The organism is Microbacterium sp. KSW4-4, from assembly GCF_023091185.1.
GTDB classification, from domain to species: domain Bacteria; phylum Actinomycetota; class Actinomycetes; order Actinomycetales; family Microbacteriaceae; genus Microbacterium; species Microbacterium paraoxydans.
This window is the reverse complement of the sequence record NZ_JAHWXJ010000001.1, coordinates 1,119,847-1,138,672: the sequence shown is the minus strand read 5'-3', so window position 1 is coordinate 1,138,672 and position 18,826 is coordinate 1,119,847. Positions and strand designations below refer to the sequence as shown.

Here is an 18,826-nt window from a genome sequence, read left to right as displayed (position 1 = left end):
CATTATGGTGACTTCGGCCATGCGCGGGCTGATTATCCTGCGGAACGGCGTGGATGCGGTCCATCCGTCGGCCGGTGGATGTGCTGCACAGCCGTCCGGGGGAGGATCGAGGCATGAGTTCGATCGAGGACGCCACCGTCGCCCCCGTCTCCCCGTCCGCCCCCTCGTCGGAGGTGTCCGCTCGCGGGGTCGAGTACCACCGTCTGGCGCTCCTCCGTCCGCGTCCCCGCTGGTGGAAGCCGCTGCTCACCGGACTCCTGGGCATCGCGTTCTACCTCGCGATCCTCGTCCTGGTGATCGTGCCGCTCGTGATCGTGGCGGGCCTCGTCCCGGAATGGGGAGCGGAGCTGCAGATGCTCTTCCGCACCACCGCCTACTTCCAGCTCGATCGTCCATGGCTCCTGGTGGCGCTCGTGCTGCCGCTCATCCTCATGATCCCGGCGCTGCTGCTGGCCTCGCGGGTCGTCCAGGGACGAGGCGTCGGCCTGCTGTCCTCGGTCGCCGGGCGGCTGCGGATGGACTGGCTCGGTCGGACCCTCGGGCTGGCGTTCGCGGTGTTCGTCGTCTACTTCGCCGTGGTGCTCGGCTGGTCGGCGGCGCTCGGCGATGCGGTGACGCCGGACTTCTCGCACCCGGGGCTCCTGCTCATGGTGGTGCTGCTGCTCGTGCTGATCCCGTTCCAGGCCGCCGCGGAGGAGTACGTCTTCCGCGGCTATCTCATGCAGCTCGTCGGGACCTGGCTCCGGCACCCCGCCTTCGCGATCCTGCTGCCGGTGCCGCTGTTCGTGCTGGGGCACGGCTACGACATCTGGGGTGCGGCGAGCGTCGGCCTCTTCGCCGTCGTCGCCGCCTGGCTCACGTGGCGGACGGGCGGGCTGGAGGCGGCGATCGCGCTGCACATCGTGAACAACCTGATGATCTTCCTGCTCGGCTCCGTCGCCGTGGTCGACGCGAACGCCACTTCGGGGACGCCGGTGGATCTCCTGGGCTCGGCCGCGGCGATGCTCGTCTTCGCCGTCGTCGCAGACCGCTGGGCGCGCCGGAGAGGGATCACCCGGACCGCGTCAGCCGTCGCCCGCGGGACGCACCTGCTGCCGCCGAGGATGCACGGCTGAGCGCCGCGACCCTGTTCAGGCGGCGATCGCCTCGGCGTCCATGATCGTGTAGCTGTACCCCTGCTCCGCGAGGAACCGCTGCCGGTTCTGCGCGTAGTCCTGGTCGATCGTGTCGCGGGCCACGAGCGTGTAGAAGCTCGCGGTGTGGCCGGACTGCTTGGGGCGGAGCAGCCGCCCGAGTCGCTGGGCCTCCTCCTGCCGCGAGCCGAACGAACCGGACACCTGGATGGCCACCGATGCCTCGGGGAGGTCGATGGAGAAGTTCGCGACCTTCGAGACCACGAGCAGCGAGATGTCGCCCTCGCGGAACGCCCGGTACAGCTCCTCGCGCTCCTCGACCGGGGTGGACCCGGTGATCTGCGGGGCGTCGAGCGCCTGCGAGAGCGCGTCGAGCTGGTCGAGATACTGGCCGATGACGAGGATCTGCTCGCCCTGGTGGGCCGCGATCAACTCGCGCACCGCATCGATCTTCGCCGGGGCGGAGGCCGCGAGCCGGTAGCGCTCATCGTCTGTCGCCGCCGCGTACTCCAGGCGGTCCGCCGGGGGGAGGTCGACCCGCACCTCGAAGCAGGCAGCGGGGGAGATGAACCCCTGCGCCTCGATCTGCTTCCAGGGGGCGTCGAAGCGCTTGGGGCCGATGAGACTGAACACGTCACCCTCGCGGCCGTCCTCGCGGACCAGGGTCGCGGTGAGGCCGATCCGGCGCCGCGCCTGCAGGTCGGCGGTGAGCTTGAACACCGGGGCGGGCAGCAGGTGCACCTCGTCGTACACGATGAGGCCCCAGTCCAGGGCGTCGAGGAGTGCGAGGTGCGCGTACTCGCCCTTCCGCTTCGCCGTGAGGATCTGGTACGTCGCGATCGTGACGGGCTTGACCTCCTTGGCCTGCCCGGAGTACTCGCCGATCTCCTCGGGTGTGAGGCTGGTGCGCTTGAGCAGCTCGTCCCGCCACTGCCGTGCGGACACCGTGTTCGTCACGAGGATGAGCGTCGTCGTCTTGGTCGCCGCCATGGCCCCGGCGCCCACGATCGTCTTGCCTGCGCCACAGGGGAGCACGACCACACCCGAGCCGTCCTTCGAGAAGGCGTCGACGGCGTCCTGCTGGTACGGGCGGATGGTCCAGCCGTCCTCGGCCAGCTCGATCTCGTGGGGCGTGCCGGGGGTGTAGCCGGCCAGGTCTTCGGCCGGCCAGCCGATCTTCAGCAGCTCCTGCTTGATCTGTCCGCGGGCCCACGCGTCGACGACGAAGGTCTCCGGCGTGGGGTGCCCGATGAGCAGCGGCTGGATGCGCTTGTTGTTCGCGACCTGGGCCAGCACGGCGGGATCGGTCGAACGCAGGATGAGCACGCCCTCGTCGTCGCGCTCGATGACCAGGCGCCCGTACCGGTTGACCGTCTCGCGCAGGTCGACCGCGACCGAGGGCGGCACGGGGAAGCGCGACCAGCGGTCGAGCGTCTCCAGCATGTCCTCAGCGGTGTGCCCGGCCGCGCGGGCGTTCCACAGACCGAGCCGCGTGATCCGGTACGTGTGGATGTGCTCGGGCGCGCGCTCCAGCTCGGCGAAGATCGCGAGCTCGTGGCGGGCGCTCTCGGCGTCGGCGTGGGCGACCTCGAGGAGCACGGTGCGGTCGCTCTGGACGATCAGGGGGCCATCAGACATAGCTGACCAGTCTACCGGCCCCTGGCTGCCCGGGGCCTAGGTCGGGACGACGGTGGCGGCACGGATGCTCGACACGGGCAGGGTGCGCTCGACGTCAGCTGCCCTGTCCCTCCCCCGCAGTCGCCCACCGCCGATCCCGGTGGCTTCGAGGAGGAGGTCCCTGGTGGAACCATCCGGCATGCCGACCGTCACCCGCAGCACGGCCTTCGCGCGCACGGCCGCCTCCAGTTCCCTGTCCAGCCACGCGGCGTCCGCGTCAGGACCCTGGCGTTCGCGCAATCGGGCGATCAGCGGTCCGTAGTCGGGGTCGGAGGGGGGATCCGGCACGGCGGCCGGATGGCGTGTGCGCACCGCGACGGTCCCGTCGCGATCGACGAGCGTCGCCGGATACCGGGCGTCGGTCAGCGCCCAGTAGACGGTGTCCTGCCCGACTTTGGTCGTCAGCGATCCCCCGTGCACGGCGAGCCCGAGAGGGCGCAGCGACTGGTCGACCGCCATGGCCTCGAGGAGGTGCGCATCAGCGCTCTCCACCCGTGTGCGTCCGGTCTCGTCGTCCACCGAGACCCGTACGAGCCCGTGACGCTGCGCGGTCTGCGCGACGAGGTAGCCCAGGGGCTGCGGGATGCCCGTGAGCGAGATCCCCCCGAGGAACTCCAGGATCGACGCCTCGTCCTCTCCCGCGGCGAAGGCGTGCGCGACGGACTCCGCCGTGAACCGGTACGACGAGGCCTGGGAGGCGGACTCCCGACGGGCCATGGTGCGTAGGCGCACGTCCAGTGCGGGTTGCAGCGGACCGGGGGCGATCGCCGTGAGGTCGTTCTGCAGGAAGATCCGATCGACCTCCGCGGGCAGGAGTATCGACAAGGGCGAAGGGTCCGCAGCTGCACCGCTTCGCAACGGCGCAGACCACGGGGGCTCGGAGCCGTCCTCGGCGATGAGGCCGAGCAGACGAGCGGCCTCGAGCTGCCGCGCTGCCTCTTCCGGCCAGGCCGGGTCCCACGGGTGGGCCAGAGGCCATTGGCCGGGTGGCAGCCAGCCGCCCGTCGCGGTGCGGATCCCAGGAGGGAGGGTGTCGCGGAAGGTCGTGGCCAGGAGGCCCCAGCGGGCGGGAGCGGGGGAGCGAAGCCATTCCTCTGCTGCGGGTGTGGTGCGCAGCAGTCGCTCGACCGGGGTGGCCAGGCCGGCTCGCACAGCGAGAGCAACCAGCGGGTCCACGCTCTCGACGGCGAGACCCGCCTCGGCGAGCTGGCGCTTCTGACCTGCGCTCACCGCCCCGCCCATGAGAAGCGCGAACGGCTGCTCTCTGGCGAGCAGGAGGATATCGGCGAGCACGCCGACAGTGGTGAACGCCCGCTCGGCGGCGTGCGCGGCCGCGGATTCCTCCGCGGCCGGTGCGGGCGTCTCATCGAGCGGAGCAGGTCGTGGTCTTCCGGCGACGGCGTCGGCGACCGGCGGATGCGGCGTGCCGTCGGGGCGGAGCAGGGCGAGTGCGGTCAGGCGCTCACGCCCGGCGCCGGCGTCGCCTCCCTTCGCAGCATCGACGAGCGCGGCGGCCTCCGCGACGGTGAGGGTCGGGAGCACGCGGCCGATCGACGAGGGCTCCAGCAGGGCCTCCGCGGCGTCGAAGAGATCCTGCCAGGTGGCGTCGGGACGCACGCCGCGCGCGGACAGCAGCGCCGTCAGCTCGTCATCGCTCGCCGCAGCCAGGTCGTCGGCCAACGGGCGTGCGTGCGTGCTCATCGATGCGGCCTCAACGACGCGACTCGGCGCGGCCCTTCCGCACGAAGCTCATCACCAGCAGCACGATGATCATGATGAAGGCGAGAGGCAGGCCCCAGTACGGGATCGCCGCGATCACCGGCCAGAGGCCTTCGCCGAACGCGGCCCGGTCCATGCCGAGCGCCGTGCCGATGATGATGACGAAGAAGCAGATCACCGAGGCGGCCGCGATGCCGAGCGCGGTGAACGCCAGGATGCGGTCGATCCGACGGATGGGGACCTCCGGTCCGGGACTCTGCGTACTCATCGGCCCCAGCCTACTCGCACGCGCGGGAGCGGTTCCGTTCCGCGCGTGACCGGTAGGCTGGGGGCACGCGCACGAGCGCGCTCCGTCAGCATTCGATCCAGCGAGGTTCTCCCATGCCCACCGGCAAGGTCAGGTTCTACGACGAAGACAAGGGTTTCGGCTTCATCGCCAGCGATGACGGCCAGGACGTCTTCCTGCACGCCTCCGCGATGCCGGCAGGCACCGCCGTGAAGGCCGGTGCACGCGTGGAGTTCGGCGTGGCCGACGGCAAGCGCGGCCTCCAGGCACTGTCGGTGCGCGTGCTCGAAGCGCCGCCCAGCCTGGCGAAGGCGAAGCGCAAGCCCGCCGACGACATGGCCATCATCATCGAGGACCTCGTGAAGCTCCTCGATGGCATCGGCGGCGATCTGCGCCGCGGCCGCTACCCTTCCTCCAGCCATGGTCGCAAGATCGCGGCCGTCCTGCGCAAGGTCGCCGATGACCTCGAAGCCTGACGCCGACGCGCGTCTCATCGAGGCGCATGACCTCGCGCTCTCCGCACTGCGTGAGATCACTCCCGCCGCCACGATCGGGCCGGCTGCGGGTTTCACGCCGGAGGACGACGGATCCGTCTCGCTGCGGTTCGAGAATCGTCTTCCCGGTTACCCGGGCTGGTACTGGACCGTGACGGTCGCTCGGGTCGACGACGAGGAGCCGACCGTCCTCGAGGTCGAGCTGCTCCCCGGCGACGGAGCGCTCCTGGCCCCGGAATGGGTCCCGTGGGCGGAGCGCCTCGCCGAGTACCGTGCGCACCAGGCCGAGCTGGCCGAGGCCGCGGCAGCCGGCGGTGAGGACGAGGACGCCGACGGGGACGACGAGGACGGCGACCTCGACGACGGCATCGACGATGACGAGCTCGATGAGGATGGCTCGGACATCCTCCACGCCGGCGATCTCGACGGCGTGGACATCGACGAGCTCGACGACTCCGACGAGGAGGACGCGTCCGGCGACGACGTCGACGAAGACGACGAGGCAGAGGACTCCGAAGACGACGACGCCGACGCCCGCGATGCGGACGCCGGCGACGAAGAGGAGTGAGCCGGGCGGTCAGCCGCCCATGTTCTCCTGCACGAAGTCGATGGCCCGGATGAGCTGACGCACGTCGTCCGGCTCGATCGAGACGAAGGTCGCCACCCGCAGCTGGTTGCGGCCGAGCTTGCGGTACGGCTCGGTGTCGACGATGCCGTTGGCGCGCAGCGTTTTCGCGATCGCCGCGGCGTCGACGCTCTCGTCGAAGTCGATGGTCGCCACCACGGGCGAGCGGTGCGCCGGGTCGCTGACGAAGGGCGTCGCCACGGCGGACGCCTCCGCCCAGTCGTAGAGCACCGACGACGACTCCGCCGTCCGTGCCGCAGCCCACGAGAGCCCGCCGTTGTCGAGGATCCACCGCAACTGGTCGTCCAGGAGCAGCAGCGTCGTCAGAGCGGGTGTGTTGAGCGTCTGGTTGAGCCGCGAGTTGTCCACCGCATGCTTCAGGCTCAGGAACTCCGGGATGTACCGCCCCGAGGCGGCGATCCGCTCGATGCGGTCGATCGCGGCGGGGGAGACCGCGGCGAACCAGAGTCCGCCGTCGGAGCCGAGGTTCTTCTGCGGGGCGAAGTAGTAGACGTCGGCCTGCGCCATGTCGAGGTCGATGCCGCCCGCGGCGCTCGTCGCGTCGATCACGGTGAGCGCTCCTTCCGCGTGGACGCGCTCGATCGGCGCGGCCACGCCGGTGGAGGTCTCGTTGTGCGGCCAGGCGTACACGTCCACACCCTCGACGAGCTCGGCGGCGCTGCGCGACCCGGGCTCGGCGGAGCGGACGTCGGGAGCCTCCAGCCAGGGAGCGGCGGCGGCCTTGGCGAACTTGCCTCCGAACTCGCCGAACACGAGGTTCTGGCTGCGACGCTCGATGAGACCGAAGGCCGCGGCGTCCCAGAACGCCGTCGAGCCGCCGTTGCCGAGGATGATCTCGTATCCCTCCGGGAGGCGGAAGAGAGCGGCCAGCTGCTCGCGGACGCTGCCGACGAGGTTCTTCACGGGCGCTTGGCGATGCGATGTGCCCAGGATCGAGGCTCCCGTCGTGACGAGCGCCTCGAGCTGCGCGCCGCGCACCTTCGAGGGTCCGCAGCCGAAGCGGCCGTCGTTGGGCAGGAGGTCACGGGGAATCTCGATCGCCATGGCTAGATTCTAGGGGGATCGCGCGGCCGTCCCTCCCGCCCCCCGCCCCGTCCGATGTCGCCGGAGGAATGTAGGCTTGCCTAAGAACTTTCGGAGGGCCACATGACGGATCTGATCGACACCACGGAGATGTATCTCCGCACCATCCTCGAGCTCGAGGAGGAGAACATCGTGCCGCTGCGGGCGCGCATCTCGGAGCGCCTCGGCCACTCCGGTCCCACCGTCTCGCAGACCGTCGGACGCATGGAACGGGACGGCCTCGTCGTGGTGTCCGAAGACCGCACGCTCGAGCTCACCGACGCCGGACGTCGCAAGGCCGTCGACGTCATGCGCAAGCACCGCCTCGCCGAGCGCCTGCTGTCCGACGTGATCGGGCTGGACTGGGCGTTCGTCCACGAGGAGGCCTGTCGCTGGGAGCACGTCATGAGCGAGCAGGTCGAGCGCCGTCTCGTCGAGCTGCTCGGTCACCCCACCGAGTCGCCGTACGGCAACCCGATCCCGGGCCTCGACCAGCTCGGCGACCTTCCCGCCCGCACCTTCGACGAGGGTGTCATCGGCCTCGTGCAGCGGCTGAATGCCGCGGGCGAGCCGGTCGAGGGGACCGTCCGCCGTCTCGCCGAGCCGGCCCAGGTCGACCCCGAGCTGCTGGAGCAGCTGCGTGACGCGGGCGTCGTCCCGGGTGCGCGCGGAGACTTCCGCTTCAACGAGGGCTACGTGCTCATCCAGATGGACGGCAAGGAGGAGGGCCTGGAGCTTCCGGTGGAGCTGGCCTCGCACATCTTCCTCGTCGGCGAACCGGCCTGAAAACCCTCACCGAGGATTGTCAGTTTCCCAGGGTGACATGATCGTTATCTTCCGGTAACCTCGGTCAGGTCCTCAGCGAAGAAGCCCGCTGGGGGCGAACCGCGAAGATCCGCCTTCCGGCTCGTCGTCTTCCCGAGAGGGATGCGCTCGAACCCGAGCAGTGCATCTCTGCCCTCGGGCAGAGGCCGACGAGCCAGCGCCACCCGAGGTGCGAAGGCTCAGGAGGACCACGTTTTGGCCGCAGACATCGAACCGACCGCGAAGACATCTGAAGATCGAGTACCCGCCCGGCGCACCGGTGCCAGGGTCAGTGCTCGGAAGATCGCAGCCCCTCTCCGGTCGGTGGCGATCTTCGGTGCCGTCGGTGCTCTCGTCGCCGCCGTCGCGCTCCCCGCCTACGCGGCCTCGAAGCCGACGGACGCCACGGCGCAGACCGTGCAGCAGCTCGCCGCGGTCGACGCACAGTCGCTCGTCGTCGCATCCGAGGCCACGGCGGCTCCGCTCGTCCGTGGCGCCTTCAGCGCGACCACGCCGGAGGAGATCGAGAAGAAGAAGGCAGAAGAAGCGGCCGCCGCCGCGGCCCGTGCCGCTGCTGCCACCGCGTCCGCCTCCGCGTCCGCGCCGTCCTCAGGCACCTTCAACACGTCCGGCTACGCGCTCGTCGCCCCCGGCTCCGGCCAGGTCCGCTACCCCCTGCCGCTCGGCTCGTGGAACGTCAGCCGTACCGTCGGCGGCGGCCACAACGGCGCCGACATGCTCGCGCCGGCCGGTACGCCGATCTATGCGGCCGCCGCAGGCGTCGTGCGCGCCTCGGCCGAGAGCATCGGCGGCTACGGCGTCGCCGTCATGCTGGACAGCGTCGTGGGCGGACAGCAGGTCCAGACCACGTACGGCCACATGCTCTACGGGTCGCGCCAGGTGCAGGCCGGCCAGACCGTCGCCGCCGGGCAGCTGATCGGCTACGTCGGCAGCACGGGCCGGTCGACCGCGAACCACCTCCACTTCGAGGTCTGGATCAACGGCGGTCTGGTCGAGCCGATGTCCTGGCTCTCCGTCAACGCCGGCTGAGCGGGACACGTTCTCGAGCATTCATCTCCCGTTTCGCATCGGTCCTCGCGGGATGAGTTAGCCTGAACCCGTCGTCATACAGACGGGAGAGGCTGATGGAGCGAACACCGAGCATCCGAACCATGGACGCTCTCGGTCGTCACGTCCTTCGGCATTGCCCGCAGGGATGCCGCGGTGCTGCCGCGCGCGAGAGGCGCCGTCTGTAGACGGCGCCTTTTTTCGTCCCTGCGAACACTCTTCCTCCTGCACGACGTCGTGTGAGTCGAGAGTGCCGGGAAGCCGTCCCGGCGGATCGAGAGGATGACGAATGCGCACACTGGTCCTGAACGCCGGATACGAGCCGTTGGCGATCGTGTCCTTCAAGAGAGCCCTCGTCCTGGTGATGAACGACAAGGCGACGGTCATCGAGAGAGTCGAGGACGACCCTGTCTGGGGTACCCACGGCGTCTACGATCGCCCGGCGGTGATCATCCTCTCCCGCTACGTGCGCGTCCCCCTCAGCCGTCGCGTGCCGGTCACGCGACGTGGCGTGCTGCGGCGTGACGGGCATCGCTGCGGATACTGCGGCAAGGCCGCTGCGACCATCGACCACGTCCTGCCACGGTCGCGTGGCGGCGCGGACTCCTGGGAGAACCTCGTCGCGTGCTGCCTGCGCTGCAACAACCTCAAGAGCAACCGCACCCCGCAGGAGATGCGGTGGCAGCTGCGGTTCACGCCGCGACCGCCGCACGGAACGGCATGGACGGTACGCGGGGTGGAGCGCAGCGATCCTCGGTGGGAACCCTACCTCGCTCTCGCCGCGTGACGGACGGCGCGAGGGCGCGCAACCCTGGTCCCGTAGACTGGGCTGCGCGCCCTCGTAGCTCAGCAGGATAGAGCAGCCCTCTCCTAAAGGGCAGGTCGCAGGTTCGAATCCTGTCGAGGGCACTCCCGCTTCCGCACGCGTCAGGGGCGTCCGCGCCGCCAGAGCTTCGACGGCCACCAGATGGCCTTGCCGATGTCGTACGCGAGCGCCGGCACGAGCAGCGAGCGCACCACGAAGGTGTCCAGCAGCACTCCGAACGCGACGATGAACGCGAGCTGCACGAGGAAGAGGATCGGGATCACCGACAGCGCCGCGAAGGTCGCCGCCAGCACCAGGCCCGCGGAGGTGATGACGCCTCCGGTGATCGAGAGCCCGCGCAGGATGCCCTCCCTCGTCCCGTGCTGCTTCGACTCCTCCCGCACCCGCGTCATGAGGAAGATGTTGTAGTCGATGCCCAGGGCGACGAGGAACACGAAGCCGTAGAGCGGGACGGCGGGATCGGCGCCGGGGAAGTCGAAGATGCCGTTGAACACGAGTGCCGAGACCCCCATGGCCGTACCGAAGGACAGCACCGTCGTGAGGATCAGCAGCACCGGCGCGAGGATCGAGCGCAGCAGCAGCATGAGGATGATCATGATCACGACGAGGATCACCGGGATGATGAGGTTGCGGTCGTGGATGGACGCGTCGTTCGTATCGATCGAGGTGGCCGTCACCCCGCCCACCACGGCGCCGAGGTCATCGAGCTCTCCCCGCAGCTCGCGCACGGTGGAGGCCGCGGCCGCAGAGTCAGCGGCGTCCGTCAGCGTCGCCTGCAGGAGCACCTGACCGTCGACCGTCGTGGGGTCGGGAGCCGGGGTCCCGGGAGGGCCGACGGCCGTGATCCCGTCTGCCGTCACCGGCGCGGATCCGCTCGGCGAGTCGGCCGCGGTGACGGTCACCCCGTCGATCCCGTCGTTCGCGAGGAGCACGTCGGCGGCATCCTGCAGGTTGTCCTCGTCGACGACAACGGAGACCGGGCTCCCCGAGCCGCCGGGGAAGTGCTCGCCGAGCGCGACCTGGCCGTCGCGCGCCTCGGAGGCCCCGAGCACGAGGTCGGACTGCGGCACCCCCTGAGCGTCCAGCTGGGTGACCCCGGCCGCGCCCGCGAGGAGGACGAGCGTGGTCGCGATCCAGATCACGCGCGGGCGCTTCTTGATGAGGCCGGACAGTCGTGCCCAGAGGCCGGTGGTGCGCATGCCGTGCTCCTCGGCAACGACCGCGGGTTCGAAGCGGGGACGCCGCGGCCAGAAGACCGCGCGCCCGAACAGCAGCAGCAGCGAGGGCAGGAGCGTGAGCGCGGACAGCATCGCGAACACGATGCCGATCGCCGCGACCGGGCCGAGGGTGCTGTTCGACTTCAGATCGCTGAGCAGCAGGCACAGGAGTCCCGCGATCACGGTGCCCCCGGAGGCGACGATCGGCTCGACGGACCCCTTCCACGCGGCGAGGAGCGCGACGCCCTTGTCCTGCGAGACCCGCAGCTCCTCCCGGAACCGCGCGACGAAGAGCAGCGCGTAGTCGGTGGCGGCGCCGATCACGAGGATGAAGAGGATGCCCTGGGTCTGCCCGCTGAGCAGCAGGATCTCCCACTTGGCCAGCCACCAGACGACGAGGAGCGCGACGCACAGGGCGAACAGGCTCGTGGAGAGCACGACGAGCGGCAGCAGGAACGAGCGGTAGACGAGCACGAGGATCACGAGCACGGCGAGCAGGGCGACGCCGAGGAGGAGGCCGTCGATGCCGGCGAACCCCGCGGCGAGGTCGGCCGTGAAGCCCGCAGGACCGGTGATGTAGACCGTGATGCCGTCCGGCACCGCGGCGCGCAGCTCATCGCCGAGAGCGGTGGTGGCATCGCTGAGCTCGGCGTCGCCGTCGATCGGGATGAAGGCCTGCACGGCGCGGCCGTCCTCGGACGGCAGCGCCGGGGAGACGTCGTCCGCGACGCCCTCCACGTCCGGCGCGTCGGCCACCGCGTCGGAGATCGCTTCGAGCTCGGACGGCGTCAGCTCCTCCTCCGAGGTGAACACCGCGATCGCCGGGATGGCGTCGCTGTCGGTGAACTCGCCGAGGAGCTGCTGCACGGTCGTGGCGTCCGCGGACTCCGGGAGGTAGGTGGTCTGGTCGTTCGACGACACCTCGTCGACCTTCCCGAACAGCGGACCGCCGAAGGACGCACCCGCGAGCCACACCAGGATGAGGGCGACGGGCAGGAACACCCGCAGCCAGGAATGGCGGCGGGTGCGCTCGCGGGTCGGCGGCGTCGGTGCGGGGGCGGGGCGGGACATCGGGGTCCTTTCAGGCGGGCGGTCGGGGAGGGTGCGACGGGTCAGGAGACCCAGGCGAGGATGAGGATCATCGTGGCGAGGAAGCCAGCGATGTAGTTGAGCGCGATGAACCGGCGCCAGGCGCGGTTCGTGCCGGCCGAGGTCTCGTCGGTGACGTTCCACCACGGCGCGGCGTTGACGATGTAGGGCAGCGCCAGCACGGCGGCGAGCGGTCCGGGCCAGGGGGTCAGCAGCATCGCGGCGCCGGCGATCGTCCAGAGCACGAGGGAGAGCCGGACGGTGGCCCTGGCTCCGATCACGGTCGCGATGGACGAGATACCGGCCTCGCGATCGGGCCCGATGTCCTGCACGGCGCCGAAGGCGTGGGCCGCCATGCCCCAGAGGAAGAAGGCGACGAGGACGAGGACGGCGGTCGTCGTGACGGGGGCTCCGGCGAGGGAGAGGCCGACGAGGGCGGGGCTGACGAAGTGGGTGCTCGAGGTCACGGAGTCCAGGAAGGGACGCTCCTTGAAGCGCAGCGCCGGTGCCGAGTAGGCGAGGACGGCGAAGACGCTGACGGCGAGCCACAGCCAGGATGCCGGGGTACCGACCGCGAACAGGTACACGAGGAACGGCACGTTCGTGACCGCCGCCGCCCACAGCGTCGCGCGGTGGATCCGCGGGGACAGCAGGGCGCCCTCGATCCCGCCCTTGCGGGGGTTGGCCAGATCGGAGGCGTAGTCGAAGACGTCGTTGATGCCGTACATGGCGAGGTTGTACGGGACGAGGAAGTACAGCGTGCCGATCACGAACGTCGCGTCGATCTCCCTGGTGCTCAGCAGGTAGGCGGCGGCGAAGGGGAAGGCGGTGTTGATCCAGCTGATCGGTCGGGAGGAGAGCACGATCTGGGCGATGTCGCGGCCGAGGCCCCCGGTGCGGGACGTCTGATCGGTCATGCCTGCTCCTCCGTCCGGGCGGCGGCGCGCGTCCGGGAGCGGCGCCCGCGGAGGGCGGTCCACAGCGCGGGGAGCAGCAGCACCCCGGCCAGCGGGTAGGCGAAGTCCTCGATCGGGGCGAGCCCGATGTGCAGGCCGGCGAGCGGGCCGGGTGCGTAGTGGAAGAGGCCGGTGGCGATCATGACGGTGTCGAACACGGCGGTCAGCACGAGGAGGGCGAGGGCTGTCAGCGCGAGGGCGCCGAGGTGCGGGGTGCGGCGTGCGGCGACGCCGAGGGCGACCGCGGCGAGGGCGGCGACGGCGAGGAACACGGCGGACAGCTGCAGGTAGGTCATCGCGCCGCTCCTTGCGCCTGGGAAGTGCCGTGGCGGCGCTCCAGGAGGCGCACCGCGCCGCCGTAGAGCACCATCGTGCACACGACGAGGAAGACGAGGAAGATCGGCTCTTCGAGAGGGAGTTCGGGAGCCAGGACGATGCCCGTGGCGATCGCCGCCTCGCCGCGGAAGAAGATCCCCGCCGCGATACCGGCCACATCCCAGACGAGGAAGAAGGCGAGGCCGACGGCGGTGACGACGGCCGCCGCCACGGCGTCGCGCCAGAAGAACAGGCGGAACCGCCAGTCCAGCAGGAGCATGCAGCCGAGGGAGACGAGCAGGGCGGCCAGATAGATCGCGCCCATCATGCCCGCTCCGCGCTCTTCGGCCGTGGGGCCGGCTCCGGCAGCGGACCGGGGGAGTGGTCGCCCCGGATGCGCTTGAGCACGATCTCGGCGCTGATGAGGCACATCGGCACGCCCACACCGGGGGCGGTGGTCGCTCCGGCGTAGTACAGCCCCTGCACGCGGCGGGAGGCGTTCTGCGCGCGGAACATGGCACTCTGCGAGAGGATGTGCGCGGGCCCGAGCATCCCGCCCCGCCAGGAGTGGTAGTCGTCGCGGAAGTCGGCCGGCCCCACGGTCTCCCGGACGACGATCCGCTCCCGAAGGTCGGGGATCCCCGACCACGTCTCGATCATGTCGATCGCGGCGTCCGCGGCCTTCTCGACAGCCGCGGAGCCGGCGCCGTCGCTTCCCCCGTGCCCGAGATCGACGTCGGCCGGCACCGGCACCAGCACGAAGAGGTTCTCGTACCCGTCCGGCGCAACCTCGGCGTCGGTGGCGCTGGGGCGGCAGACGTAGGTGGACGCCGGGCTGGGGACGGCAGGGGTGCGACCGAAGATCGCGTCGAAGTTCGCATCCCAGTCGTCGGTGAAGAAGAGCGAGTGATGGGGGAGCTCGGGCAGGGCGCCGCGGACGCCGAGCATCACGAGCACGCCGCCGGGCCCGCTCGTGCGCCGCGCCCACCAGGACTCCGGGTAGGACTGCAGCGTCGGGGGCAGCAGCGCCGTCTCCGTGTGGTGCAGATCGGCGCCGGAGACGACGATGTCCGCGTCCTCCACATGGTGGTGGCCGTCGCGGTCCGTCCAGCCGACCCCGGTCGCATGGGTCGCGCCGTCGGCATCCTGGGTGCGGATCCCGGTGACCTCCGCGCCGGTGACGATCCGGGCGCCGGCATCCTGGGCCAGCGCCGCCAACCGTTCGACGACGCGCCAGAAGCCGCCCTGCGGATACAGCACGCCCTGGTCGAGGTCGAGCGCGCTCATCAGGTGGTACATCGCCGGGGCCGTCCGGGGATCGGTGCCGAGGAAGACCGCGGGGTAGCCCAGGATCTGGCGCAGCACCGGGTTCCGGAAGCGGCGGGCGGCGAAGGCCTGGAGGCGCGTGCCGAGCAGCGAGAAGAGCCGAGGGAGCGCGCGCACCACCTCGGGCGCGGCCAGCGTCCTGGTCCTGGTGAACGGGTTGTAGAGGAAGTACCTCCTCGCCATCGCCCCGGCATCGTGGGCGGAGGCGAGGTAGGTGCCGAGCGCGGCAGCGGAGCCGGGTTCCATCGACTCGAACAGCGCCGAGACGGCGTCCCGTCCGGCGGGCACCGTGACCGGAGCGTCGCCGGAGTCGGGGGAGCGGAAGACGCGATACCCCGGGTCGAGCAGGGTCAGGTCGAGCTGCTCCTCGGTGCTCGTGCCCATCATCGCGAAGTAGTGGTCGAACACCTCGGGCATCAGGTACCACGAGGGGCCGGAGTCGAATCGGAAGCCGTCGCGCTCGATGGTGCCCGCCCGTCCTCCCACGCGGTCGTTCTTCTCCAGGACCACGACGTCGTGGCCGTCGCGTGCGAGCAGCCCGGCCGTGGCCAGGCCGGCCACCCCCGCGCCGATGATGACGACGCGGCTCATCGGTCCCGCTCCAGGCTCGTGACGGCGACGGCACGCGCGGCGAGCAGCGCCTTGATCGGATCCGGCACGCGGACCCGCCGGCGGTACAGCTCGGCGGCCGGCGTCCGCGCGACCTTCCGGGTCAGGGCGGCGAAGAGGGCGAGGGCGCTGCGCACCGCGGCACGGGCGTCCTTCGGGAGCAGCGGGATCGCAGCTCTCGCGTCGGTGAGCTGACGGTGGACCGTGTCGACCCAGGCGTCGCGGTCGGCATCGGTGAGACGAGCTGAGCCGCCGAGGTAGCCGCGCTGCAGGCGGTCGGTGTCGTCGGCCAGATCGCGGAGGAAGTTCACGTTCTGGAAGGCGGCTCCCAGCCGCCGAGCCCCGCGCTCGAGGATGTCGAGCTCGGCCGGCGTCCGCGTGGCGTCGCGGAGGAAGACCCGCAGGCACATGAGGCCCACGACCTCCGCCGACCCGTAGACGTAGGCGGCGTGCGCGTCGGCGTCGTAGGCCGTGAAGCCGGAGTCACCGGCGATGTCGGCGCGCATCGAGTCGAAGAACGGCCGCGTGAGCTCCTCGCCGATCCCGCACGCGCGCGCCGTCCGCGCGAACGCGTGCAGGATGAGGTCGCTGCTGTAGCCGGTCCGCATCGCCCGATGCGTCTCCGCGATGTACGAGTCCAGGGCGGTCGCCTGGGCGCCCGCGTCGAGCCCGGCCTCCGCGGCGACACCGTCGACGATCTCGTCGGCGATGCGCACCATGGCGTAGATGTTGCGGACGTGCTGACGGTGGCGTCGACCGAGGAGGCGAGTGGCCAGGCCGAATGATGTCGAATAGGTGCGGATCACGTCGGAGGTCGCGATCTCGGCGGTGCGGCTGAAGCGGCGCAGCGCCGCGTCGTCGCGATGCTCGGCGGGGGTCGCGGTCATCGGCTGCGGCCCTCGATCCGGTCGGCGAGCGCGAGGACGACGCGCCCCGCGTCGGCGGAGAGCGTGCCCGCCTCCTCGGCTTCCGCGAGGACTGTCGAGACGGCGGTCAGCTGCTCCTCCACGAGTCCGCGGACGAAGCCCTCCGCACCGCACTCGCGGAGGCGGTCGCGCATCTCTGCCGCGTCGTCGATGCTGAGGTCGGTGGCCCCGAATCGCAGTTCGATGCCGGGCCAGTGGCTGGTCATCCGCGCGTAGGCGATGATCGCGGTCTCCTTGCCCTCGCGGAGGTCGGAGTAGGGGTCCTTGCCGTGCGTGTCCGGGTCTCCGAACACGGACAGCAGGTCGTCCTGGAGCTGGTAGGCGAGCCCGAGGTGGCCGCCGATCTCGGTCAGCTGCTCCTCGGCTGCCGTCGACGCCCCCGACAGGATGGCCGCCGCGCGGAGGGGGAGGACGAACGAATAGGCGGCCGTCTTCGACGCGCTCGTGGAGAGGATGGTGCGGAGGTCGGCCGCGATGATGCCGTCGCTGAGGGCCACGTCCGAGTGCTCGCCAGCGACGGTCTCGAATACCGTCGTCTCGAGGAGGGCGAGGAGCCGCTCCCGTCGCGCGGCGGGGATGTCGGCGCGGGCGAATCCGAGCACGGCACTGGACAGGAGGAGGTCTCCGAGGAGGATGGCGCTCGACCGGCCCCAGTGCAGGGCCGCCTCGCCACCGGCGTCGGGGCGACGGGAGACGAGGGAGCCGATGAGGTTGGGGCGGCGGCGGCGCGTGAGGTCGCCGTCGATCACGTCGTCGTGCAGGAGGAACGCGAAGTGCAGGAGCTCGACATGAGCGGCCACGTCGATCGCCCGCGCGGTGTCCTTCGCCGTGAGGGGAGCCGCGGTGAGTGCGGACAGCAGGTCCATGAGCATGCGCGGACGCAGGAGCTTCCCGCCGAGGGCGTGCTCTGCCGCCGTGTGCCACAGCGCGGCGAACTCCGCCCCGTAGTGCTCGGCGGCGACCGTGCGCTCGGCGAAGCGTCGTCGCAGCACCGCCTCGATGCGGGTGCCGAGGTCTTCCTCTGTCACGGTGACGGCCATGGCTCAGACGTCTCCGTGTCGTCGGAGGAGCGGGAGCTGCTCCGCGAGCCAGGGGCTGAAGGCGAAGGGGGTGCGGATGACCGCGGCGAGCAGGTCGTCCACATCGACCCATTCCCATTCCGCCACCTCGTCGGGATTCGCGGCGGGCTGCCCGTCGATCACGGCGACGTGCACCGGGCAGATCTCGTTCTCCACGATGCCGCTCGCGTCCACGGCGCGGTAGCGGTAGTCGGGGAGCGCGAGCCGGACGTCGCTGACCTGGACCCCCAGTTCCTCGGAGCCGCGTCGGCGCACCGCCTCGATCATGTCCTCGCCGGGCTGAGGGTGACCGCAGAAGCTGTTGGTCCAGACACCCGGCCACGTGCGCTTGCCGAGGGCGCGACGGGTGACGAGCAGGCGTCCCTCCCGATCCTGCACGTAGCAGGAGAAGGCGAGGTGGAGGGGCGTGTCGGTCGTGTGGACTTCGCTCTTCGGCAGGATGCCGACGGCAGTCCCGTCTTCGGCGAGGAGTGTGACGTTGTCCATGGCGCCCTCTCGTCTTTTAGCTAACCTGGCGAAATATCAACTTAGCATGAAGCTGTTGGTGTGTAACATGATCGCATGCACTCCGAGCCCCGCACCACCCCGGTCGCCGAGGCGCCGGCGACCGCGGGGCCGGACGACCTGACCCATGGCGCGATCTACGACGTCGAGGCCAGCGATCCGCGCAGCACGCTCATCGACCGCTCCGGCGTCGCGCCGGAGGATCTGCGGCAGATCGCTCGCGTCATGGAGGCGCTCGGCGGATTGCGCGACGCCGAGCAGCGGCTGTCGCAGGCGTCGCGCCGGTACATGCAGCTGAACGAGACCGACATGCGGGCGCTGCACTATCTGATCGTGTGCGCGAATCGGTCGCTGGTGGCGACACCCAGCGGGATCGCCCATCACCTCGGGGTCTCGACCGCGGCGACGACGAAGCTGCTCGACCGGCTCGAGAAGGGCGGGCACATCCGGCGCTCGCCGCATCCCACCGACCGACGAGCCCTCGCGATCACGATCACTCCGGAGACCAGGCACGCCGCGATGGAGACGGTCGGGCGGCAGCAGGCCAAGCGCTTCTACGCGGCCGCGCGGTTGTCGGCGGCGGAGCGCGATGTGGTGATCCGGTTCCTCCAGGACATGACGGAGGAGATCACCCTGCGTGACGAGCCGTGGGCCACGCAGGGCGTACACGAAGATCCCGCCCGACCGTGAGGTGGGGCGGGACCGGATCAATGAGCGGCGCGGTACGCGTCCAGGATGGGGGCCGGAACTCGTCCCCGCTCCGAGAGCGTGTACCCGTTCTCCTTCGCCCAGGCGCGGATAGCCGCGACCTCGGGGTTGCGTGAGGGCCGCTTCCGCGACGAGGCGGAGGACGAGGAGCGCCCTCCGCCGGTGGACGCACCGGATCCCGCCCGACGCCCGGCCGTGATGTACGGCTCGAGGGCCTGACGCAATTCCTCGGCGTGCGCGGAATTCAGATCGATCTCGTAGGAGGTGCCGTTCAGCGAGAAATGCACGGTCTCGCCTTCTCCGACCTCCAGGACGGTGCCGTCGATATCGTCGACCAGCTGGTGCACAATTCGTCTCGCCATGACGGCGACTTTATCGCGGC

The 18,826-nt window shown here is 70.6% G+C and carries 20 protein-coding genes and 1 tRNA gene; 8 read left to right on the top strand and 13 right to left on the bottom strand.

Annotated features, from left to right (window positions below; all coding sequences use genetic code 11):
- Positions 1–113 precede the first annotated feature (113 nt).
- The gene (locus KZC57_RS05620; protein ID WP_247641237.1) at positions 114–1,115 is read left to right on the top strand and encodes a CPBP family intramembrane glutamic endopeptidase; all 1,002 of its coding nucleotides are present in this window, start codon (positions 114–116) and stop codon (positions 1,113–1,115) included.
- A 15-nt stretch (positions 1,116–1,130) separates the two neighbouring features.
- On the opposite strand, the gene KZC57_RS05615 is transcribed toward KZC57_RS05620, so the two are convergent.
- From KZC57_RS05615 to KZC57_RS05605, 3 genes are read right to left on the bottom strand one after another with little or no spacing between them, the layout of a single operon-like run.
- Positions 1,131–2,771: a DNA repair helicase XPB gene (locus KZC57_RS05615; RefSeq protein ID WP_083370903.1), complete on the bottom strand. Its 1,641-nt coding sequence runs from the start codon at positions 2,769–2,771 to the stop codon at positions 1,131–1,133.
- A 36-nt stretch (positions 2,772–2,807) separates the two neighbouring features.
- Entirely contained in the window at positions 2,808–4,511 is a 1,704-nt protein-coding gene (locus KZC57_RS05610) for a helicase-associated domain-containing protein (RefSeq protein ID WP_060921799.1), read from the bottom strand.
- A gap of 10 nt (positions 4,512–4,521) precedes the next feature.
- A complete protein-coding gene (locus KZC57_RS05605; RefSeq protein WP_060921798.1) occupies positions 4,522–4,797 on the bottom strand; it encodes a hypothetical protein in 276 nt (91 codons plus the stop codon).
- A 113-nt stretch (positions 4,798–4,910) separates the two neighbouring features.
- Between KZC57_RS05605 and KZC57_RS05600 the strand changes: the two genes are divergently transcribed.
- Both KZC57_RS05600 and KZC57_RS05595 read left to right on the top strand, forming a co-directional pair.
- On the top strand, positions 4,911–5,291 hold the full coding sequence (locus KZC57_RS05600; protein ID WP_025105533.1) for a cold-shock protein: 381 nt from the start codon (positions 4,911–4,913) through the stop codon (positions 5,289–5,291).
- Positions 5,275–5,877 carry a DUF3027 domain-containing protein gene (locus tag KZC57_RS05595; protein ID WP_060921797.1) on the top strand — a complete coding sequence of 201 codons (603 nt, stop codon included), beginning with the start codon at positions 5,275–5,277 and terminating at the stop codon, positions 5,875–5,877. Before KZC57_RS05600 ends, KZC57_RS05595 begins: the two co-directional genes overlap by 17 nt.
- Before the next feature lie 9 nt (positions 5,878–5,886).
- Here the strand turns inward: KZC57_RS05595 and serC are convergent, their stop codons facing one another.
- A complete protein-coding gene (gene serC / locus KZC57_RS05590) occupies positions 5,887–6,999 on the bottom strand; it encodes a phosphoserine transaminase (RefSeq protein WP_247641236.1) in 1,113 nt (370 codons plus the stop codon).
- A 102-nt stretch (positions 7,000–7,101) separates the two neighbouring features.
- Here serC and KZC57_RS05585 point away from each other — a divergent pair, with 102 nt between their 5' ends.
- The 4 genes from KZC57_RS05585 to KZC57_RS05570 all read left to right on the top strand — a co-directional run bounded on the left by KZC57_RS05585 (position 7,102) and on the right by KZC57_RS05570 (position 9,798).
- The gene (locus KZC57_RS05585; RefSeq protein WP_025105536.1) at positions 7,102–7,803 is read left to right on the top strand and encodes a metal-dependent transcriptional regulator; all 702 of its coding nucleotides are present in this window, start codon (positions 7,102–7,104) and stop codon (positions 7,801–7,803) included.
- 342 nt (positions 7,804–8,145) lie between these two features.
- Positions 8,146–8,871, top strand: coding sequence for a M23 family metallopeptidase (locus KZC57_RS05580; protein WP_231919647.1), 726 nt, complete (start codon positions 8,146–8,148; stop codon positions 8,869–8,871).
- Positions 8,872–9,178: 307 nt separating this feature from the next.
- Positions 9,179–9,676 (top strand): HNH endonuclease, encoded by a 498-nt coding sequence (locus KZC57_RS05575; protein WP_060921795.1) that lies wholly within the window; start codon positions 9,179–9,181, stop codon positions 9,674–9,676.
- A 48-nt stretch (positions 9,677–9,724) separates the two neighbouring features.
- Positions 9,725–9,798 (top strand) — tRNA-Arg (locus tag KZC57_RS05570).
- An 18-nt stretch (positions 9,799–9,816) separates the two neighbouring features.
- Here the strand turns inward: KZC57_RS05570 and KZC57_RS05565 are convergent.
- From KZC57_RS05565 to idi, 8 genes are read right to left on the bottom strand one after another with little or no spacing between them, the layout of a single operon-like run.
- Positions 9,817–12,003, bottom strand: a complete 2,187-nt coding sequence (locus KZC57_RS05565) for an MMPL family transporter (protein WP_247641235.1) — start codon at positions 12,001–12,003, stop codon at positions 9,817–9,819.
- 41 nt (positions 12,004–12,044) lie between these two features.
- Positions 12,045–12,938 (bottom strand): prenyltransferase, encoded by an 894-nt coding sequence (locus KZC57_RS05560; protein ID WP_247641234.1) that lies wholly within the window; start codon positions 12,936–12,938, stop codon positions 12,045–12,047.
- Positions 12,935–13,273, bottom strand: coding sequence for a lycopene cyclase domain-containing protein (locus tag KZC57_RS05555; protein WP_144882434.1), 339 nt, complete (start codon positions 13,271–13,273; stop codon positions 12,935–12,937). The genes KZC57_RS05560 and KZC57_RS05555 overlap by 4 nt, the downstream gene beginning before the upstream one ends.
- Positions 13,270–13,617: a lycopene cyclase domain-containing protein gene (locus tag KZC57_RS05550; RefSeq protein WP_060921791.1), complete on the bottom strand. Its 348-nt coding sequence runs from the start codon at positions 13,615–13,617 to the stop codon at positions 13,270–13,272. The genes KZC57_RS05555 and KZC57_RS05550 overlap by 4 nt, the downstream gene beginning before the upstream one ends.
- Positions 13,617–15,209, bottom strand: a complete 1,593-nt coding sequence (crtI, locus tag KZC57_RS05545) for a phytoene desaturase family protein (RefSeq protein WP_247641233.1) — start codon at positions 15,207–15,209, stop codon at positions 13,617–13,619. The genes KZC57_RS05550 and crtI overlap by 1 nt, the downstream gene beginning before the upstream one ends.
- On the bottom strand, positions 15,206–16,114 hold the full coding sequence (locus KZC57_RS05540) for a squalene/phytoene synthase family protein (RefSeq protein ID WP_247641232.1): 909 nt from the start codon (positions 16,112–16,114) through the stop codon (positions 15,206–15,208). The genes crtI and KZC57_RS05540 overlap by 4 nt, the downstream gene beginning before the upstream one ends.
- Positions 16,111–17,193, bottom strand: a complete 1,083-nt coding sequence (locus KZC57_RS05535) for a polyprenyl synthetase family protein (protein ID WP_217584186.1) — start codon at positions 17,191–17,193, stop codon at positions 16,111–16,113. The genes KZC57_RS05540 and KZC57_RS05535 overlap by 4 nt, the downstream gene beginning before the upstream one ends.
- Before the next feature lie 3 nt (positions 17,194–17,196).
- Positions 17,197–17,718, bottom strand: a complete 522-nt coding sequence (gene idi / locus KZC57_RS05530; protein WP_247641231.1) for an isopentenyl-diphosphate Delta-isomerase — start codon at positions 17,716–17,718, stop codon at positions 17,197–17,199.
- Between the two features lie 75 nt (positions 17,719–17,793).
- Between idi and KZC57_RS05525 the strand changes: the two genes are divergently transcribed.
- Positions 17,794–18,426, top strand: a complete 633-nt coding sequence (locus tag KZC57_RS05525; protein ID WP_105950249.1) for a MarR family winged helix-turn-helix transcriptional regulator — start codon at positions 17,794–17,796, stop codon at positions 18,424–18,426.
- Positions 18,427–18,443: 17 nt separating this feature from the next.
- Here KZC57_RS05525 and KZC57_RS05520 read toward each other — a convergent pair whose 3' ends face one another.
- The gene (locus tag KZC57_RS05520) at positions 18,444–18,806 is read right to left on the bottom strand and encodes an Lsr2 family protein (RefSeq protein WP_060921786.1); all 363 of its coding nucleotides are present in this window, start codon (positions 18,804–18,806) and stop codon (positions 18,444–18,446) included.
- Between the last annotated feature and the right edge of the window lie 20 nt (positions 18,807–18,826).

Coding starts and splice junctions, on each gene's coding strand:
- KZC57_RS05620 (WP_247641237.1), top strand. CDS start 114: ATGAGTTCGATCGAGGACGCCACCGTCGCCCCCGTCTCCCCGTCCGCC.
- KZC57_RS05615 (WP_083370903.1), bottom strand. CDS start 2,771: ATGTCTGATGGCCCCCTGATCGTCCAGAGCGACCGCACCGTGCTCCTC.
- KZC57_RS05610 (WP_060921799.1), bottom strand. CDS start 4,511: ATGAGCACGCACGCACGCCCGTTGGCCGACGACCTGGCTGCGGCGAGC.
- KZC57_RS05605 (WP_060921798.1), bottom strand. CDS start 4,797: ATGAGTACGCAGAGTCCCGGACCGGAGGTCCCCATCCGTCGGATCGAC.
- KZC57_RS05600 (WP_025105533.1), top strand. CDS start 4,911: ATGCCCACCGGCAAGGTCAGGTTCTACGACGAAGACAAGGGTTTCGGC.
- KZC57_RS05595 (WP_060921797.1), top strand. CDS start 5,275: ATGACCTCGAAGCCTGACGCCGACGCGCGTCTCATCGAGGCGCATGAC.
- serC (WP_247641236.1), bottom strand. CDS start 6,999: ATGGCGATCGAGATTCCCCGTGACCTCCTGCCCAACGACGGCCGCTTC.
- KZC57_RS05585 (WP_025105536.1), top strand. CDS start 7,102: ATGACGGATCTGATCGACACCACGGAGATGTATCTCCGCACCATCCTC.
- KZC57_RS05575 (WP_060921795.1), top strand. CDS start 9,179: ATGCGCACACTGGTCCTGAACGCCGGATACGAGCCGTTGGCGATCGTG.
- KZC57_RS05565 (WP_247641235.1), bottom strand. CDS start 12,003: ATGTCCCGCCCCGCCCCCGCACCGACGCCGCCGACCCGCGAGCGCACC.
- KZC57_RS05560 (WP_247641234.1), bottom strand. CDS start 12,938: ATGACCGATCAGACGTCCCGCACCGGGGGCCTCGGCCGCGACATCGCC.
- KZC57_RS05555 (WP_144882434.1), bottom strand. CDS start 13,273: ATGACCTACCTGCAGCTGTCCGCCGTGTTCCTCGCCGTCGCCGCCCTC.
- KZC57_RS05550 (WP_060921791.1), bottom strand. CDS start 13,617: ATGGGCGCGATCTATCTGGCCGCCCTGCTCGTCTCCCTCGGCTGCATG.
- crtI (WP_247641233.1), bottom strand. CDS start 15,209: ATGAGCCGCGTCGTCATCATCGGCGCGGGGGTGGCCGGCCTGGCCACG.
- KZC57_RS05540 (WP_247641232.1), bottom strand. CDS start 16,114: ATGACCGCGACCCCCGCCGAGCATCGCGACGACGCGGCGCTGCGCCGC.
- KZC57_RS05535 (WP_217584186.1), bottom strand. CDS start 17,193: ATGGCCGTCACCGTGACAGAGGAAGACCTCGGCACCCGCATCGAGGCG.
- idi (WP_247641231.1), bottom strand. CDS start 17,718: ATGGACAACGTCACACTCCTCGCCGAAGACGGGACTGCCGTCGGCATC.
- KZC57_RS05525 (WP_105950249.1), top strand. CDS start 17,794: ATGCACTCCGAGCCCCGCACCACCCCGGTCGCCGAGGCGCCGGCGACC.
- KZC57_RS05520 (WP_060921786.1), bottom strand. CDS start 18,806: ATGGCGAGACGAATTGTGCACCAGCTGGTCGACGATATCGACGGCACC.